The 16,965-nt window shown below is 62.8% G+C and carries 15 protein-coding genes; all 15 read left to right on the forward strand.

Translation table 11 applies throughout. The features are described 5' to 3' along the window. Positions 1-190 precede the first annotated feature (190 nt). The 15 genes from mraZ to ftsZ are packed head-to-tail and all read left to right on the forward strand — an operon-like array spanning position 191 to position 16,962. Positions 191-646: a division/cell wall cluster transcriptional repressor MraZ gene (gene mraZ / locus HX866_RS18355; RefSeq protein ID WP_026013246.1), complete on the forward strand. Its 456-nt coding sequence runs from the start codon at positions 191-193 to the stop codon at positions 644-646. Next, on the forward strand, positions 643-1,590 hold the full coding sequence (rsmH, locus tag HX866_RS18360; RefSeq protein WP_371318734.1) for a 16S rRNA (cytosine(1402)-N(4))-methyltransferase RsmH: 948 nt from the start codon (positions 643-645) through the stop codon (positions 1,588-1,590). Before mraZ ends, rsmH begins: the two co-directional genes overlap by 4 nt. Beyond that, a complete protein-coding gene (gene ftsL / locus HX866_RS18365; RefSeq protein WP_040070760.1) occupies positions 1,587-1,880 on the forward strand; it encodes a cell division protein FtsL in 294 nt (97 codons plus the stop codon). The genes rsmH and ftsL overlap by 4 nt, the downstream gene beginning before the upstream one ends. Then, complete coding sequence (locus HX866_RS18370; RefSeq protein ID WP_177096948.1) at positions 1,880-3,616, forward strand: peptidoglycan D,D-transpeptidase FtsI family protein; 1,737 nt, start codon at positions 1,880-1,882, stop codon at positions 3,614-3,616. The genes ftsL and HX866_RS18370 overlap by 1 nt, the downstream gene beginning before the upstream one ends. Next, positions 3,616-5,079 (forward strand): UDP-N-acetylmuramoyl-L-alanyl-D-glutamate--2,6-diaminopimelate ligase, encoded by a 1,464-nt coding sequence (locus HX866_RS18375; protein WP_177140201.1) that lies wholly within the window; start codon positions 3,616-3,618, stop codon positions 5,077-5,079. Before HX866_RS18370 ends, HX866_RS18375 begins: the two co-directional genes overlap by 1 nt. After that, positions 5,072-6,454 carry a UDP-N-acetylmuramoyl-tripeptide--D-alanyl-D-alanine ligase gene (locus HX866_RS18380; protein ID WP_177140202.1) on the forward strand — a complete coding sequence of 461 codons (1,383 nt, stop codon included), beginning with the start codon at positions 5,072-5,074 and terminating at the stop codon, positions 6,452-6,454. Before HX866_RS18375 ends, HX866_RS18380 begins: the two co-directional genes overlap by 8 nt. After that, the gene (gene mraY, locus HX866_RS18385) at positions 6,454-7,536 is read left to right on the forward strand and encodes a phospho-N-acetylmuramoyl-pentapeptide-transferase (RefSeq protein WP_121134642.1); all 1,083 of its coding nucleotides are present in this window, start codon (positions 6,454-6,456) and stop codon (positions 7,534-7,536) included. Before HX866_RS18380 ends, mraY begins: the two co-directional genes overlap by 1 nt. Before the next feature lie 5 nt (positions 7,537-7,541). Further along, positions 7,542-8,888 carry a UDP-N-acetylmuramoyl-L-alanine--D-glutamate ligase gene (murD, locus tag HX866_RS18390; protein WP_177140203.1) on the forward strand — a complete coding sequence of 449 codons (1,347 nt, stop codon included), beginning with the start codon at positions 7,542-7,544 and terminating at the stop codon, positions 8,886-8,888. After that, positions 8,885-10,099 carry a putative lipid II flippase FtsW gene (gene ftsW, locus HX866_RS18395; RefSeq protein ID WP_177096254.1) on the forward strand — a complete coding sequence of 405 codons (1,215 nt, stop codon included), beginning with the start codon at positions 8,885-8,887 and terminating at the stop codon, positions 10,097-10,099. The genes murD and ftsW overlap by 4 nt, the downstream gene beginning before the upstream one ends. Continuing rightward, complete coding sequence (gene murG, locus HX866_RS18400; RefSeq protein WP_177140204.1) at positions 10,089-11,159, forward strand: undecaprenyldiphospho-muramoylpentapeptide beta-N-acetylglucosaminyltransferase; 1,071 nt, start codon at positions 10,089-10,091, stop codon at positions 11,157-11,159. Before ftsW ends, murG begins: the two co-directional genes overlap by 11 nt. Beyond that, on the forward strand, positions 11,152-12,606 hold the full coding sequence (murC, locus tag HX866_RS18405) for a UDP-N-acetylmuramate--L-alanine ligase (protein WP_177096258.1): 1,455 nt from the start codon (positions 11,152-11,154) through the stop codon (positions 12,604-12,606). The genes murG and murC overlap by 8 nt, the downstream gene beginning before the upstream one ends. Next, complete coding sequence (locus tag HX866_RS18410) at positions 12,603-13,559, forward strand: D-alanine--D-alanine ligase (RefSeq protein WP_177103599.1); 957 nt, start codon at positions 12,603-12,605, stop codon at positions 13,557-13,559. Before murC ends, HX866_RS18410 begins: the two co-directional genes overlap by 4 nt. A 4-nt stretch (positions 13,560-13,563) precedes the next feature. Next, positions 13,564-14,433 carry a cell division protein FtsQ/DivIB gene (locus HX866_RS18415; RefSeq protein WP_177096262.1) on the forward strand — a complete coding sequence of 290 codons (870 nt, stop codon included), beginning with the start codon at positions 13,564-13,566 and terminating at the stop codon, positions 14,431-14,433. Between the two features lie 14 nt (positions 14,434-14,447). Further along, complete coding sequence (gene ftsA / locus HX866_RS18420) at positions 14,448-15,713, forward strand: cell division protein FtsA (protein WP_017123612.1); 1,266 nt, start codon at positions 14,448-14,450, stop codon at positions 15,711-15,713. A gap of 55 nt (positions 15,714-15,768) precedes the next feature. Then, positions 15,769-16,962, forward strand: a complete 1,194-nt coding sequence (gene ftsZ, locus HX866_RS18425) for a cell division protein FtsZ (RefSeq protein WP_177096264.1) — start codon at positions 15,769-15,771, stop codon at positions 16,960-16,962. The last annotated feature ends 3 nt before the right edge of the window (positions 16,963-16,965 follow it).

The following is a 16,965-nucleotide window of genomic DNA, read 5'->3' on the forward strand; positions in this document are numbered from 1 at the left end:
TCCGGAAACACTCTCCCGATTGTCGAATTACCTCCTTTTATGCTCCTAAATCTCCGATCTGTAAGGCTTTTCCTTAAGACCGCGCCTTGACGGTGTGGTGGGCGCATTCCTATAGTGTGCGCAAGTGGAGGAAAGTGGCATGAAGTGGGTTTTTTTGACGTAAAACGCTAATATTTGGAGAAACGCAGCTGTGTTTCGTGGAGCCAACGCCATCAGTCTCGATGCAAAGGGCCGTCTCGCTATGCCGAGCCGGTACCGTGACGAGCTCGATTCGCGTAGTTCCGGCCAACTGATCGTGACCATTGATGCCGTGGACCCCTGTTTGTGTGTGTATCCCCTCGATGAGTGGGAACTGATTGAAACCAAGCTGCGTGCGTTGCCGTCGTTGCGGGAAGAGAACCGCCGTCTGCAGCGCTTGCTGATTGGTAATGCCGTCGACCTCGAGCTCGACGGCAGCGGCCGTTTCCTGGTGCCGCCGCGCCTGCGCGAGTACGCGAAGCTGGACAAGCGCGCGATGCTGGTGGGCCAACTGAACAAGTTTCAACTGTGGGACGAGGACGCCTGGAACGCTGTATCGGCAGCGGACCTGGCGGCTATTCAACAACCGGGCGCGATGCCTGATGAACTGCGTGATCTGATCCTGTGACTATTGATAGCGGCTTTAACCACATCACCGTACTGCTTGACGAAGCCGTCGAGGCTCTCGCCGTACGCCCTGATGGCTGCTATCTGGATGGCACCTTCGGCCGTGGCGGGCATAGCCGGCTGATTCTCAGCAAGCTTGGGCCGGGTGGCCGACTCCTCGGGTTCGACAAGGATCCTCAGGCGATTGCCACCGGGCAAGCGCTAGCGGCCGAAGACGGCCGCTTTGTCGTTGTACAGCGCAGCTTTGCCGAGCTCGGTTCGGAAATCGTCGAGCGCGACATGGCCGGCAAGGTCCAGGGCATCCTGCTCGACCTGGGCGTGTCTTCGCCGCAGCTCGACGATCCAGAGCGTGGCTTCAGTTTCATGAACGACGGTCCGTTGGACATGCGCATGGACCCGTCCCGTGGCGTCAGTGCCGCCGAGTTCATCGCCAGCGCGCCGGCGGAAGAAATTGCCCGGGTCTTCAAGGAGTACGGCGAAGAGCGTTTCTCCGGGCGCATGGCCCGGGCCGTGGTCGAGCGTCGTGTCATCAAGCCCTTCGAGCGCACCGCCGACCTGGCTGAAGTGCTCAAGGTTGCCAACCCGGCCTGGGAAAAGGGCAAGAACCCGGCGACCCGTGCGTTCCAGGGCCTGCGCATCCACGTCAACAATGAACTGGGCGATCTGGAAACCGGCCTTGAAGCGGCGCTCGACGCCCTGGAAGTCGGCGGCCGCCTGGTGGTGATCAGTTTCCATTCGCTGGAAGATCGCATCGTCAAACTGTTCATGCGCCGCCTGGTCAAGGGCGAAAGCGACAACCTGCCGCGTAACCTGCCGGTTCGCCACCAGGCTTTCGAACCGCGGATCAAAGTGCACGGCAAGGCCCAGTTCGCCTCCGAAGCCGAGCTCAAGGCCAACCCACGTGCGCGCAGCGCCGTGATGCGCGTCGCGGAGAAGTTGCGGTGAGCAAGCTCTACGCCAAGCCACTTCCAGGCGGAAGCTTTTTCATGTTCCTGCTGTTTATCGCCGTGCTGGTCTCCGCCATCGGCGTGGCCTACAGCGCGCACTGGAATCGCCAGTTGCTCAACTCGCTCTATAACGAGCTGAGTGTGCGCGACAAGGCCCAGGCCGAATGGGGTCGTCTGATCCTCGAGCAGAGCACCTGGACCGCCCACAGCCGGATCGAAACCCTGGCCACCGAACAACTGAAAATGCGCATCCCCAGCCCATCTGAAGTCAGGATGGTGGCGCCATGATGAAACTCGAAGGCGCACTTTATCCCTGGCGCTTCCGCGTGGTCCTTGGCGCGCTGGCGATCATGGTCGGCTATATCAGCTGGAAGATCGTCGACCTGCAGGTCATCGACCGGGCGTTCCTGATCGGCCAGGGCGATGCGCGCAGCATGCGGCATATCCCGATTCCGGCGCACCGTGGCCTGATCACCGACCGTAATGGCGAGCCCCTGGCCGTCAGTACCCCGGTGACCACGCTGTGGGCCAACGCCAAGGAAATGCAACTGGCCAAGGATCGCTGGCCGGCGCTGGCCATCGCCCTTGGGCAAGACCCGAAGCTGTTGACCGAACGCCTGGAGCAACAGGCCAACAAGGAATTCATCTACCTGGTCCGCGGCCTGACCCCGGAGCAGGGTCAGGCCGTGCTCGACCTCAAGGTCCCCGGCGTCTACGGCATCGAGGAGTTCCGGCGGTTTTACCCTGCTGGTGAAGTGGCGGCCCATATGGTCGGCTTTACCGACATTGACGACCACGGTCGCGAAGGGGTGGAACTGGCCTATGACGAGTGGCTGGCCGGGGTACCCGGCAAGCGACAGGTGATCAAGGACCGGCGTGGCCGGCTGATCAAGGATGTCCAGGTCACCAAAAACGCCAAGGCCGGTAAGCCCTTGGCGTTGTCCATTGACCTGCGCCTGCAATACCTGGCCAACCGCGAGCTGCGCAACGCCCTGGTGGAAAACGGCGCCAAGGCCGGCAGCCTGGTGATCCTGGACGTCAAGACCGGCGAGATCCTGGCGATGGTCAACCAGCCGACCTACAACCCGAACAACCGACGCAACCTGCAGCCGGCGATGATGCGCAACCGCGCGATGATCGACGTGTTCGAGCCGGGTTCGACCATGAAGCCACTCTCCATGAGTGCGGCCCTGGAAACCGGCCGCTGGAAGCCCAGCGATACGGTGGAGGTCTACCCGGGTACCCTGCAGTTGGGCAAGTACACCATTCGTGACGTGTCCAAGAGCGAAGGTCCGGTGCTCGACCTGACCGGCATCCTGATCAACTCCAGTAACGTGGGCATGAGCAAGGTCGCGTTCGATATCGGCGGCGAAGCGATTTTCCGCGTGATGCAGAAGGTCGGCCTTGGCCAGGACACAGGCCTCGGCTTCCCTGGTGAGCGGGTCGGCAACCTGCCGAACTACCGCGAGTGGCGCAAGGCCGAGACCGCGACCCTGTCCTACGGCTACGGCCTGTCGGTGACCGCGATCCAGCTGGTGCACGCCTTCTCGGCCCTGGCCAACAACGGCAAGATCGTGCCGCTGACCTTGATCAAGACCGACAAGATTCCCGAGGGCACCCAGGTTATCCCGGAAAATGTCGCCAAGACCATGCAAGGTATGTTGCAGCAAGTGATCGAGGCCCCGCGGGGTGTCTGGCGTGCGAAAGTGCCGGCCTATCACGTGGCCGGCAAGTCCGGTACGGCGCGCAAGACCTCGGTCGGCACCAAGGGTTATGAAGAGAACGCCTACCGTTCGCTGTTCGCCGGTTTCGGCCCGATGAGCGATCCGCGCTACGCCATCGTGGTGGTGATCGACGAACCGAGCAAGGCCGGTTATTTCGGTGGCCTGGTTTCGGCGCCGGTCTTCAGCAAAGTCATGTCCGGCACCCTGCGGCTGATGAACGTCATCCCCGACGACTTGCCGACAACGCCACAACAGCAGGCCATTGTCGCGCCTACCCCGGTTAAAGGAGGGCGTGGTTAATGTCCCTGAGCCTGAACAAGATTTTTGCCCACGCCGGTCGAGATCTGCTGATTCGCGAGCTGGCGCTCGACAGCCGTAAAGTCCGTGCCGGCGACCTGTTCCTGGCGGTGCCGGGCGGCAAGGTCGACGGTCGCAACCATATCGCCGACGCCTTGCAACGTGGCGCGGCGGCGGTGGCCTACGAAGTCGAAGGCGCTACCGTGCTGCCGATCACCGACGTGCCGCTGATCCCGGTCAAAGGCCTGGCCGCACAACTTTCCGATATCGCCGGGCGGTTCTACGGCGATCCGAGTCGTCACCTGAATCTGGTGGGCGTAACCGGGACCAACGGCAAGACCAGCGTCAGTCAGTTGGTCGCCCAGGCCCTGGATCTGCTGGGCCAGCATTGCGGCATTCTGGGCACCCTGGGTACGGGGTTTCATGGCGCACTGCAAAGCGGCATGCTGACGACGCCGGACCCGATTGCCGTGCAGGCGAGCCTGGCCGATCTGAAGAAAGCCGGGGCCAAGGCCGTGGCCATCGAAGTGTCTTCCCACGGCCTGGATCAAGGTCGGGTGACCGCGCTGGCGTTTGATGTGGCAGTGCTGACCAACCTGTCCCGCGATCACCTGGATTATCACGGCACCATGCAAGCTTATGGCGCGGCCAAGGCCAAGCTGTTCGGCTGGACCGACCTGAGCTGCCGGGTCATCAATATCGACGACGAGTTCGGTCGCCAGTTGGCGGCCGAGAAACATGAGTCGCGGCTGATCACCTATAGCCAGGAAGATTCCAGCGCCTACCTTTATTGCCGCGATGCTCAATTCAGCGACGAAGGGGTGCGTGCCACCCTGGTCACGCCGCAAGGCGAGCACCATCTGCGCGGCGCGCTGCTCGGGCGCTTCAACCTGAGCAACCTGCTGGCGGCGGTCGGCGCTTTGCTGGGCCTGAACTACCCGCTGGATGAAGTCCTGCGCGTGTTGCCACAGCTCGAAGGTCCGGCCGGGCGTATGCAGCGCCTGGGTGGCGGTACCCGGCCCCTGGTGGTGGTTGATTACGCCCACACCCCGGATGCCCTGGAAAAAGTCCTGCTGGCCCTGCGTCCTCACGCCAAAGGTCAATTGCTCTGCCTGTTCGGCTGCGGCGGCGACCGTGATCGTGGCAAGCGTCCGTTGATGGCCGAAGTCGTCGAGCGCTTGGCTGACGTGGCGCTGGTGACCGATGACAATCCGCGCAGCGAAGACCCCGCGCGGATTTTCGATGATATCCGCGTGGGTTTCGTGGCCGCGGACAAGGTCCGTTTTGTCGCCGGTCGCGGTCCGGCCATCGCCGAACTGATTGCCGGCGCGTCGGCCGATGACGTGATCGTCCTGGCCGGTAAAGGTCATGAGGACTATCAGGAGATCAAGGGCGAACGCCATGACTTCTCCGACCTGGTCGAAGCCACCAAGGCCCTGGATGCCTGGGAGGTTGCCCATGCTTGAGGCGATGAAACTCAGCGAAGTGGCCAGCGCCTTGTCGGCACGCCTGGTGGCGGCCGATGCCCGCTTCAATGGCGTGAGTATCGACAGTCGGGCGATTCAGCCGGGCCAGTTGTTTGTCGCGCTGACCGGGCCGCGTTTCGATGGCCACGATTATCTCGACGATGTCGCCGCCAAAGGCGCCGTTGCCGCGCTGGTCGAACGTGAAGTGGCCGGCAGCAAGCTGCCGCAGTTGCTGGTCGCCGACTGTCGCCTGGCCCTGGGTCAGTTGGGGGCGCTGAACCGTGCCGCCTTTACCCAACCGGTGGCGGCCATCACCGGCTCCAGCGGCAAGACCACGGTCAAGGAACTGCTCGCGAGCATCCTGCGGACCCGTGGTCTGGTCCTGGCCACCCGCGGCAACCTGAACAATGAACTGGGTGTGCCGCTGACCCTGCTCGAACTGGCTCCGGAACACAGTGCCGCGGTGATCGAGCTGGGGGCTTCGCGCGTTGGCGAGATTGCCTATACCGTCGCCATGACCCGGCCCCAGGTCGCGATCTTGAACAATGCCGGAACCGCCCATGTCGGCGAGTTCGGTGGCCCCGAGAAGATCATCGAGGCCAAGGGCGAGATCATTGAAGGGCTGCCGGCCGATGGCGTCGCGGTCCTCAACCTGGACGACAAGGCTTTCGGCATCTGGAAAAACCGTACCGCTGGTCGAAAAGTCCTGAGTTTTGCCCTCGAAAATACCGCTGCCGACTTCCATGGTGGGCAGATTTCCCGCGACCCGCGTGGCTGCCCGGGCTTTCAGTTGCACAGTCCGCTGGGCACTGCCCGGGTCCAGTTGAACCTGCTGGGCGGCCACAACGTCGCCAATGCCCTGGCCGCTGCGGCCGCCGCCCATGCCCTTGGCGTTTCCCTGTCGGGCATCGTCGCCGGGCTGGAAGCGGTGCAGCCGGTCAAGGGGCGTGCGGTAGCGCAATTAGCAATCAATGGCATTCGTGTCATTGACGATACATACAATGCCAACCCTGCCTCAATCGCGGCCGCCGTTGATATACTCGCCGGCTTTTCCGGCCGCACCGTTCTGGTGCTCGGAGATATTGGCGAGTTGGGCGAGTGGGCGGAGCAAGGACATCGTGAAGTAGGCGCTTATGCCGCCGACAAGGTTTCAGCGCTGTATGCGGTGGGACCACTGATGGCTCATGCCGTCAACGCCTTTGGCCCACACGCCCGTCATTTCGCCACCCAGGCTGATCTGATCGAGGCGCTGGGTGCCGAGCAAGACACTGATACCACCATTTTGATCAAGGGTTCGCGCAGCGCTGCGATGGAAAACATCGTGGCGGCTTTGTGTGGGCCCGCTTCTGACGAACACAAGGGAGAGAAGCATTAATGCTGCTGCTGCTAGCGGAGTACCTGCAACAGTTTCACAAAGGCTTTGCGGTCTTTCAGTACCTGACCCTGCGCGGGATTCTCGGGGTGCTGACCGCACTGTCTTTGTCGCTGTGCCTGGGTCCCTGGATGATCCGCACTTTGCAGAACCGTCAGATCGGCCAATCCGTGCGTAACGATGGCCCGCAATCGCACCTGTCCAAGTCCGGTACGCCGACCATGGGCGGTGCCTTGATTCTTTCGGCCATCGGCATCAGTACCTTGCTCTGGGCCGACCTGCACAACCGGTATGTCTGGGTGGTCCTGTTGGTCACCCTGCTGTTCGGCGCCGTCGGCTGGGTCGACGATTATCGCAAGGTGATCGAGAAGAACTCCCGGGGTCTGCCGAGCCGCTGGAAGTATTTCTGGCAGTCGGTGTTCGGCCTCGGCGCCGCGATCTTCCTGTTCATGACCGCGCAAACCCCGGTGGAAACCACCCTGATCGTGCCGATGCTCAAGGATGTCAGCATCCCGCTGGGTGTCGGCTTCGTGGTCCTGACCTACTTCGTCATCGTCGGTTCGAGCAACGCGGTCAACCTGACCGACGGTCTCGACGGCCTGGCGATCATGCCGACGGTGATGGTCGGCGGCGCACTGGGGATCTTCTGCTACCTGTCGGGTAACGTGAAGTTCGCCGAATACCTGCTGATTCCTTATGTCCCGGGCGCGGGCGAGCTGATCGTGTTCTGCGGTGCGCTGATCGGTGCCGGCCTGGGTTTCCTCTGGTTCAACACCTATCCGGCCCAGGTCTTCATGGGCGACGTCGGCGCCCTGGCGCTGGGCGCGGCCCTGGGCACCATTGCGGTGATCGTTCGCCAGGAAATCGTCCTGTTCATCATGGGCGGTGTGTTCGTGATGGAAACCCTGTCGGTGGTGATCCAGGTCGCTTCCTTCAAGTTGACCGGCCGCCGCGTGTTCCGCATGGCGCCGATTCACCACCACTTTGAACTCAAGGGTTGGCCCGAGCCACGGGTGATCGTCCGTTTCTGGATTATCACCGTGATCCTGGTGCTGGTCGGCCTTGCCACTCTGAAGCTGAGGTAAAGCACGTGTCACTGATCGCTTCTGACCACTTCCGCATCGTTGTCGGCCTCGGCAAGAGCGGCATGTCCCTGGTTCGCTTCCTGGCGAACCGGGGCATTGCCTTTGCCGTGGCCGATACGCGGGACAATCCACCGGAGCTGGCCACGCTGCGTCGTGACTACCCGCAGGTGGAAGTGCGTTGTGGCGAGCTGGACGTCGAATTCCTCTGCCGTGCCGACGAGCTCTACGTGAGCCCCGGCCTGGCCCTGGCGACTCCGGCCCTGCAAGCCGCCGCAGCCCGTGGCGTGAAGTTGTCCGGCGATATCGAGCTGTTCGCGCGTAACGCGAAGGCGCCGATTGTCGCCATCAGCGGTTCCAACGCGAAAAGCACCGTCACCACCCTGGTGGGCGAGATGGCAGCTGCGGCCGGCAAGCGCGTCGCCGTCGGCGGCAACCTCGGCACCCCGGCGCTGGATCTGCTCAGCGACGACGTCGAGCTGTACGTGATGGAACTGTCGAGCTTCCAGCTGGAAACCACGGATCACCTCGGTGCCGAAGTGGCCACCGTGCTCAATGTCAGCGAAGACCATATGGACCGCTACAGCGGCCTGCCGGCTTATCACCTGGCCAAGCACCGGATCTTCCGTGGTGCCAAACAGGTGGTGGTCAACCGTCAGGACGCGCTGTCCCGGCCGCTGATGAGCGAAGGCCTGCCGTGCTGGACCTTCGGTCTCGGCAAGCCGGACTTCAAGGCTTTCGGCCTGCGTGAAGAGAACGGCGAGAAGTACCTGGCTTTCGAATTCCAGAACCTGATGCCGGTGAGTGAACTGCGTATTCGCGGTGCCCACAACCAGGCCAATGCCCTGGCGGCCCTGGCCCTGGGCCATGCGGTCGGGCTGCCGTTCGACGCCATGTTGTCGAGCCTGCGGACTTTCGCCGGTCTTGAGCACCGCTGCCAGTGGGTGCGTGAGTTGAACGGCGTGAACTACTACAACGATTCCAAGGCCACCAACGTCGGTGCGGCGCTGGCGGCCATCGAAGGCCTGGGCGCGGATATCGCCGGCAAGCTGGTGCTGATGGCCGGCGGCGATGGCAAGGGCGCTGATTTCAGCGGTCTGCGTGGCCCTGTCGCGGCCAACTGCCGGGCGGTGGTTCTGCTCGGACGCGATGCCGAGATGATCGCCGAGGCCCTCGGTGATGGCGTGCCGCTGATTCGCGCGCAGAGCCTGGACGATGCGGTGCAACGCTGTGCCGAGCTGGCCGAGTCGGGTGACGCCGTATTGCTGTCGCCGGCTTGCGCGAGCTTTGACATGTTCAAGAACTATGAAGAACGCGGGCGCCTGTTCGCTCAGGCCGTGGAGGGGTTGGTATGAACTTCAACATCATCAAGCCCTATCCGTCGCCGATCATCAGCGGCCATGGCATCGACGTCGACTTTCCGATGCTGGCCGGCTGCCTGGGGCTGCTGGGCCTGGGCCTGGTGATGATCAGCTCGGCGTCGTCGGAAGTCGCCGCCGTGCAGTCGGGCAACGCGCTGTACCACACGATTCGCCACCTGATCTATCTGGTGCTGGGTCTGGGCGCCTGCATTACCACCATGATGGTGCCGATCGCCACCTGGCAGCGCATGGGCTTCATGATGCTGGTGGGGGCCTTCGGCTTGCTGGTCATGGTGCTGCTACCGGGCATCGGCCGAGAGGTGAACGGTTCGATGCGCTGGATCGGCTTCAGCTTCTTCAACGTGCAGCCCTCGGAGATCGCCAAGGTCTTCGTGGTGATCTACCTCGCCGGTTACCTGGTGCGGCGACAGAAGGAGGTCCGCGAAAGCTGGATGGGCTTCTTCAAGCCGTTCATCGTTCTGCTGCCGATGGCCGGCCTGTTGCTCATGGAGCCGGACTTCGGGGCCACCGTGGTGATGATGGGCGCGGCGGCGGCGATGCTGTTCCTCGGCGGCGTCGGGTTATTGCGTTTTGGCCTGATGGTCCTGCTCGCGGTCGTCGCGGTGGTGGTGCTGATCAAGGCGCAACCCTATCGCATGGCGCGTCTGACTACCTTTACCGACCCCTGGGCCGACCAGTTCGGTTCCGGCTACCAGTTGACCCAGGCGCTGATCGCCTTCGGTCGCGGCGAGTGGCTGGGCGTCGGCCTGGGCAACAGCGTGCAGAAACAGTTCTACCTGCCTGAAGCCCACACCGACTTCGTGTTCTCGGTGCTTGCAGAAGAGCTGGGCGCGGTCGGTTCGTTGTGCACCGTCGCGCTGTTCGTCTTCGTCAGTGTGCGGGCCATGTACATCGGCTTGTGGGCGGAAAAGGCCAAGCAGTTCTTTGCCGCTTATATGGCCTACGGTCTGGCCTTCCTGTGGATCGGTCAATTTCTGATCAATATCGGCGTGAACGTCGGCCTGTTGCCGACCAAGGGCCTGACCTTGCCGTTTCTCAGTTACGGCGGCAGTTCGTTGGTGATCTGTTGTGCCTGTCTCGGCTTGTTGCTGCGCATCGAGTGGGAGAGTCGAACCCACCTGGGCAGTGAAGAGATGGAGTTCGATGAAAGTGACTTCGCCGAGGAGCCGCCCCGTGGACGCTAAAGTGCTGATCATGGCCGGCGGTACCGGCGGGCACGTGTTCCCGGCGTTGGCCTGTGCGCGCGAGTTCCAGGCGCGCGGCTATGACGTGCACTGGTTGGGCACGCCCCGTGGCATCGAGAACGAGCTGGTGCCCGCTGCCGGTCTGCCGCTGCACCTGATCCAGGTCACGGGCCTGCGGGGCAAGGGCAAGCTGTCGCTGCTCAAGGCGCCGTTTGTCCTGCTCAAGGCGCTGTGGCAGGCGCGCAAGGTCATGCGTGAACTGAAACCGGTGTGTGTACTGGGCTTTGGCGGTTACGTAACCGGCCCCGGCGGTGTTGCTGCGCGGATGGCCGGTATTCCGGTGATCGTTCACGAACAGAACGCCGTGGCGGGTACCGCCAATCGGCTGCTGGTGCCCTTGGCGGCCCGGGTCTGCGAAGCTTTCCCGAATACCTTCGGCACCTCGGGCAAACGTCGGACCACCGGCAATCCGGTGCGTACCGAACTGTTCCTGGAAACCCCGCGCCAGGCCCTGGCCGGACGCCGCGCGCGCTTGCTGATCCTGGGTGGCAGCCTGGGTGCCGAGCCGTTGAACAAGCTGTTGCCCGAAGCCCTGGCGCAAGTGCCGGCCGAATACCGCCCGGAAGTGTTCCACCAGGCCGGGCGCAATCACGACGAAATTACCGCCGAACGCTACAAGGCGGCCGGCGTCGAGGCGCAAGTGGCGCCCTTTATCAAAGACATGGCCCAAGCCTACGGCTGGGCCGACCTGGTGGTCTGCCGCTCCGGCGCCTTGACCGTCAGTGAACTGGCCGCCGCCGGTCTGCCTTCGTTGCTGGTGCCCTTGCCCCATGCGATCGACGATCACCAGACCCGCAATGCCGAATATCTGGCCGGGGAGGGCGCTGCCTTCCTGCTGCCGCAAAGAACGACTGGCGCCGCCGACCTGGCGGCTCGCCTGACAGAGGTTTTGATGCAACCGGAACGACTGAACAGCATGGCGCTCACTGCTCGCCGCCTGGCCAAGCCAGATGCCACCCGCACCGTGGTCGAGATCTGCCTGGAGGTGGCCCATGGTTGAGAGTCAGAAAGCCATGCCGCAACCGGAAATGCGTCGTATCCGTCGTATCCACTTCGTCGGTATCGGTGGCGTGGGCATGTGCGGGATTGCCGAGGTGTTGCTGAACCTGGGTTATGAAGTCTCCGGTTCCGATCTCAAGACATCGCCAGTGACCGAGCGCCTGGAGTCTTTCGGCGCCCATATCTTTATCGGCCACCGTGCCGAGAACGCCGCCGAAGCCGATGTGCTGGTGGTGTCGAGCGCGGTGAACAAGTCCAACCCGGAAGTCGCCACCGCCCTGGAACGCCGTATTCCCGTGGTGCCTCGGGCCGAGATGCTGGCCGAGCTGATGCGCTATCGCCACGGCATTGCCGTTGCCGGTACCCACGGCAAGACCACCACCACCAGCCTGATCGCCTCGGTGTTCGCCGCCGGCGGCCTCGATCCGACTTTTGTCATCGGTGGTCGGCTGAATGCCGCGGGCACCAATGCCCAGCTTGGCACCAGCCGCTATCTGATCGCCGAAGCCGATGAAAGCGACGCCAGCTTCCTGCACTTGCAACCGTTGGTCGCGGTAGTCACCAACATCGACGCCGATCATATGGACACCTATGAAGGCGACTTCAACAAACTGAAGAAAACCTTCGTCGAGTTCCTCCATAACCTGCCGTTCTACGGTCTGGCCGTGGTCTGCCTGGACGATCCGGTGGTGCGTGAGATCCTGCCGCAGATCGCCCGTCCGACCGTGACCTACGGTGTCCATGAAGACGCCGACGTCCGTGCGATCAATATCCGCCAGGCCGGCATGCAGACCCATTTCACCGTACTGCGCCGCGACCGCGAGCCGCTGAACGTGTCGGTGAACATGCCGGGCAACCACAACGTGCTCAACTCCCTGGCAACCATCGCCATCGCCACCGACGAGGGCATCAGCGATGAAGCCATCGTCCAGGGCCTGTCGGGCTTCCAGGGCGTCGGGCGGCGTTTCCAGGTCTACGGCGAGCTGCCGGTGGACGGTGGCAGCGTGATGTTGGTCGACGACTACGGTCACCACCCGACCGAAGTCGCCGCGGTGATCAAGGCCGTCCGGGGTGGTTGGCCGGAGCGCCGCCTGGTGATGGTCTACCAGCCACACCGCTATACCCGCACCCGCGACCTGTACGACGATTTCGTCCAGGTGCTGGCAGACGCCAATGTCCTGCTGTTGATGGAAGTCTATCCGGCCGGTGAAGAACCGATTCCGGGCGCGGACAGCCGCCAGCTGTGCCGCAGCATTCGCCAGCGTGGCCAGCTCGACCCGATCTATATCGAGCGTGGCGTCGAGCTGGCGCCGTTGGTCAAGCCGTTGCTGCTGCCCGGTGACATCCTGCTCTGCCAGGGCGCCGGTGATATCGGTGGCCTTGCTCCGCAGTTGCTCAAGAGCCCGCTGTTCGCCAATGCCGTAGCCAGCGGGGGGAAATCGAAATGACCGCTGCCTACGCCAACCTGTTCTCGACTGTCGAGCCGCAAGCCTTTGGCCGCGTCGCCGTGCTGTTCGGCGGCAAGAGCGCCGAGCGCGAGGTGTCGCTGAAGTCCGGCAACGCGGTGCTCGAAGCGCTGCAAAGCGCCGGTGTCGATGCCTTCGGTATCGATGTGGGCGACGATTTCCTGCAGCGCCTGCTCAATGAAAAAATCGACCGCGCCTTTATCATCCTGCACGGTCGCGGCGGTGAAGACGGCAGCATGCAAGGTTTGCTCGAATGCCTGGGGATTCCCTATACCGGCAGCGGCATCCTCGCCTCGGCCCTGGCCATGGACAAGCTGCGGACCAAGCAGGTCTGGCACAGCCTGGGGATTCCGACACCGCGTCACGCCGTGTTGAGCTCCGCAGCCGACTGTATTTCAGCCGGCGCGGAACTGGGTTTCCCTTTGATCGTCAAACCTGCTCATGAAGGCTCCAGTATTGGGATGGCCAAAGTGACCTGTGCCGACGACTTGATCGCCGCCTGGAAAGCCGCCGCCGCCTACGATTCGCAAGTGTTGGTCGAACAGTGGATTCAAGGTCCGGAGTTCACCATCGCGACCCTGCGCGACCAGATCCTGCCGCCGATTGCCCTCGGCACGCCTCATTCTTTCTACGACTACGACGCCAAGTACCTGGCTTCCGATACTCAATATCGGATTCCCTGCGGCCTCGATAGCACCAAGGAAAAAGAATTGATGGACCTCACGGCCAAGGCCTGCGAGGCGCTCGGTATCGCCGGTTGGGGCCGGGCCGACGTGATGCAGGACGCCGACGGGCAGTTCTGGTTTCTGGAAGTCAACACCGCACCGGGCATGACCGACCACAGTCTGGTCCCCATGGCGGCGCGGGCAGCCGGTCTGGATTTCCAGCAATTGGTGCTGGCGATCCTGGCGGCAAGTGTCGAGGCACGAGGTTAAGACCATGCAAGGCGCATCGATTCGTCATCAGTCACCCGCTCCCGGCCGCAACAAGCCGGTGCCGCGGGGTGCCAGCCGGATGGTGGCTCAAGAGCCGATGTCGGTGCGCCTGCCGAAAGCCAATTTCAGCATCTTCAAGCGCCTGATGTGGCCGGTGCTGCTGGTGGCCCTGGGCTTCGGCACCTACGAGGGTGCCCAGCGCCTGTTGCCCTATGCGGATCGACCGATCAGCAAGATCAACGTGCAGGGCGACTTGAGTTACATCAGCCAGCAGGCGGTGCAGCAGCGGATCGCGCCGTACGTCGCGTCGAGCTTCTTCACCATCGACCTGGCGAGCATGCGCACGGAGCTGGAAACCATGCCGTGGATCGCCCACGCCGAGGTCCGGCGTGTGTGGCCGGACCAGGTGGTGATCCGCCTGGAAGAGCAATTGCCGGTGGCCCGTTGGGGCGACGGGGCGTTGTTGAACAACCAGGGCCAGGCGTTCGCGCCACGGGAGCTGGCGAACTACGAACATCTGCCGCAGTTGTTCGGTCCCCAGCGGGCCCAGCAACAGGTGATGCAGCAGTATCAGGTGTTGAGCCAGATGCTGCGCCCGCTGGGTTTCTCGATTGTCCGGCTGGAGCTGCGTGAACGTGGCAGCTGGTTCCTGACCACCGGCGCGGGTAGCGCGGGGCCGGGGATCGAGCTGTTGTTGGGCCGCGACCATCTGGTCGAGAAGATGCGCCGTTTTATTGCCATTTATGAAAAAACGCTGAAAGAACAGATTACGAACATTGCCAGCATCGATCTGCGTTATTCCAACGGCCTGGCCGTCGGATGGCGGGAACCTGTGGCGCCCGTGACGGCCAAACCCGCCGTTGCGAAGAATTAAGAAGAGGCAGGACCATGGCAAACGTGCAAAGCGGCAAAATGATCGTCGGACTGGATATCGGTACCTCCAAGGTGGTGGCGCTGGTGGGCGAGGTCGCGGCCGATGGCACGCTGGAAATCGTCGGTATCGGCACCCACCCTTCCCGCGGCCTGAAGAAGGGCGTGGTGGTGAATATCGAGTCCACCGTGCAGTCGATCCAGCGCGCGGTAGAGGAAGCGCAACTGATGGCCGGTTGCCGGATCCACTCGGCGTTCGTCGGCGTGGCGGGTAATCACATCCGCAGCCTGAACTCCCACGGGATTGTCGCGATCCGTGATCGCGAAGTCAGCTCGGCGGATCTGGAGCGCGTGCTCGATGCGGCCCAGGCCGTAGCGATCCCGGCCGACCAGCGGGTCCTGCACACCCTGCCGCAGGATTACGTGATCGACAACCAGGAAGGCGTTCGCGAGCCCCTGGGGATGTCCGGCGTACGTCTGGAAGCCAAGGTCCACGTGGTCACCTGCGCGGTGAACGCGGCACAGAACATCGAGAAGTGCGTGCGTCGCTGCGGTCTGGAAATCGACGACATCATCCTCGAACAACTGGCCTCCGCGTACTCGGTACTGACCGACGACGAGAAAGAGCTGGGCGTGTGCCTGGTGGACATCGGCGGCGGCACCACCGACATCGCGATCTTCACCGAAGGCGCGATCCGCCACACCGCGGTGATCCCGATTGCTGGCGATCAGGTGACCAACGACATCGCCATGGCGTTGCGCACCCCGACCCAGTACGCCGAAGAGATCAAGATCCGCTACGCCTGTGCCCTGGCGAAACTGGCCGGTGCCGGTGAAACCATCAAGGTGCCGAGCGTCGGCGACCGTCCACCGCGTGAACTGTCGCGCCAGGCCCTGGCCGAGGTGGTCGAGCCGCGTTACGACGAGCTGTTCACCCTGATCCAGGCCGAGCTGCGTCGCAGCGGCTACGAAGACCTGATTCCGGCCGGCATCGTGCTGACCGGCGGTACTTCGAAGATGGAAGGCGCGGTCGAACTGGCCGAAGAGATTTTCCACATGCCGGTGCGCCTGGGCGTCCCGCACACCGTCAAAGGGCTTTCGGACGTGGTCCGCAACCCGATCTATTCAACTGGGGTAGGGCTGTTGCTGTACGGGCTGCAAAAGCAGTCGGACGGCATTTCCCTGTCCGGCTACAACGGCGGCAACAGAAACGACTATCGCGATGAAGAACAGAAAGCACCTGTGCTGGAGCGCTTGAAGCGCTGGGTACAGGGCAACTTTTAAAGTTTCAAAGCAGTAGAAGTAGGCGAAAAAACTAGAGAATGAAAGGAGAGGGAACATGTTCGAACTCGTAGACAACGTCCCACAAAGTCCGGTAATCAAGGTTATCGGCGTAGGCGGCGGCGGCGGCAACGCCGTTAACCACATGGTCAAGAGCAACATTGAAGGCGTCGAGTTCATCTGCGCCAACACTGATGCCCAAGCGCTGAAGAACATTGGCGCGCGGACTATCCTGCAACTGGGTACCGGCGTGACCAAGGGCCTGGGTGCTGGCGCCAATCCGGAGGTCGGTCGTCAGGCCGCTCTGGAAGATCGCGAGCGCATCGCCGAAGTGCTGCAGGGCACCAACATGGTGTTCATCACCACCGGCATGGGCGGCGGTACCGGTACCGGTGCAGCCCCGATCATTGCCGAAGTGGCCAAGGAAATGGGCATCCTCACCGTTGCGGTGGTGACTCGTCCGTTCCCGTTCGAAGGTCGCAAACGCATGCAGATCGCCGATGAAGGCATCCGCGCGCTGAGCGAAAGCGTCGACTCGTTGATCACCATTCCCAACGAGAAGCTGCTGACCATCCTGGGTAAAGACGCCAGCCTGCTGTCGGCTTTTGCCAAGGCAGACGATGTACTGGCCGGTGCCGTTCGCGGTATCTCCGACATCATCAAGCGCCCGGGCATGATCAACGTCGACTTCGCCGACGTGCGTACCGTGATGAGCGAAATGGGCATGGCGATGATGGGCACTGGCTGCGCCAGCGGTCCTAACCGTGCACGTGAAGCCACCGAAGCGGCGATTCGCAACCCGCTGCTCGAAGACGTCAACCTGCAAGGTGCACGCGGCATCCTGGTGAACATCACCGCCGGTCCTGACCTGTCCCTGGGTGAGTACTCCGACGTGGGTAGCATCATCGAAGCCTTCGCGTCCGAGCACGCCATGGTCAAGGTCGGTACCGTTATCGATCCGGACATGCGCGACGAGCTGCACGTGACCGTGGTTGCCACCGGTCTGGGTGCGCGTATCGAGAAGCCTGTGAAGGTCATCGACAATACGCTGCAAACCAGCCAATCGGCTGTCACCCAGACGCAAGCACCCTCGCGTCAGGAACTGCCGTCGGTGAACTACCGTGACCTGGATCGTCCGACCGTCATGCGCAACCAGGCTCAGGCCGGTGCTGCGACTGCCGCGAAGATGAACCCGCAAGATGACCTGGACTATCTGGATATCCCGGCTTTCCTGCGTCGTCAGGCCGATTGATGG

This window comes from Pseudomonas gingeri (genome assembly GCF_013386165.1).
GTDB lineage: Bacteria > Pseudomonadota > Gammaproteobacteria > Pseudomonadales > Pseudomonadaceae > Aquipseudomonas > Aquipseudomonas gingeri_C.

What these genes read in the sequence shown, in the direction of transcription:
- HX866_RS18410 (WP_177103599.1), top strand. Translation starts at nt 12,603, where the DNA reads ATGACCGCTGCCTACGCCAACCTGTTCTCGACTGTCGAGCCGCAAGCC.
- HX866_RS18375 (WP_177140201.1), top strand. Translation starts at nt 3,616, where the DNA reads ATGTCCCTGAGCCTGAACAAGATTTTTGCCCACGCCGGTCGAGATCTG.
- ftsZ (WP_177096264.1), top strand. Translation starts at nt 15,769, where the DNA reads ATGTTCGAACTCGTAGACAACGTCCCACAAAGTCCGGTAATCAAGGTT.
- ftsA (WP_017123612.1), top strand. Translation starts at nt 14,448, where the DNA reads ATGGCAAACGTGCAAAGCGGCAAAATGATCGTCGGACTGGATATCGGT.
- HX866_RS18380 (WP_177140202.1), top strand. Translation starts at nt 5,072, where the DNA reads ATGCTTGAGGCGATGAAACTCAGCGAAGTGGCCAGCGCCTTGTCGGCA.
- murC (WP_177096258.1), top strand. Translation starts at nt 11,152, where the DNA reads ATGGTTGAGAGTCAGAAAGCCATGCCGCAACCGGAAATGCGTCGTATC.
- mraY (WP_121134642.1), top strand. Translation starts at nt 6,454, where the DNA reads ATGCTGCTGCTGCTAGCGGAGTACCTGCAACAGTTTCACAAAGGCTTT.
- ftsW (WP_177096254.1), top strand. Translation starts at nt 8,885, where the DNA reads ATGAACTTCAACATCATCAAGCCCTATCCGTCGCCGATCATCAGCGGC.
- HX866_RS18370 (WP_177096948.1), top strand. Translation starts at nt 1,880, where the DNA reads ATGAAACTCGAAGGCGCACTTTATCCCTGGCGCTTCCGCGTGGTCCTT.
- HX866_RS18415 (WP_177096262.1), top strand. Translation starts at nt 13,564, where the DNA reads ATGCAAGGCGCATCGATTCGTCATCAGTCACCCGCTCCCGGCCGCAAC.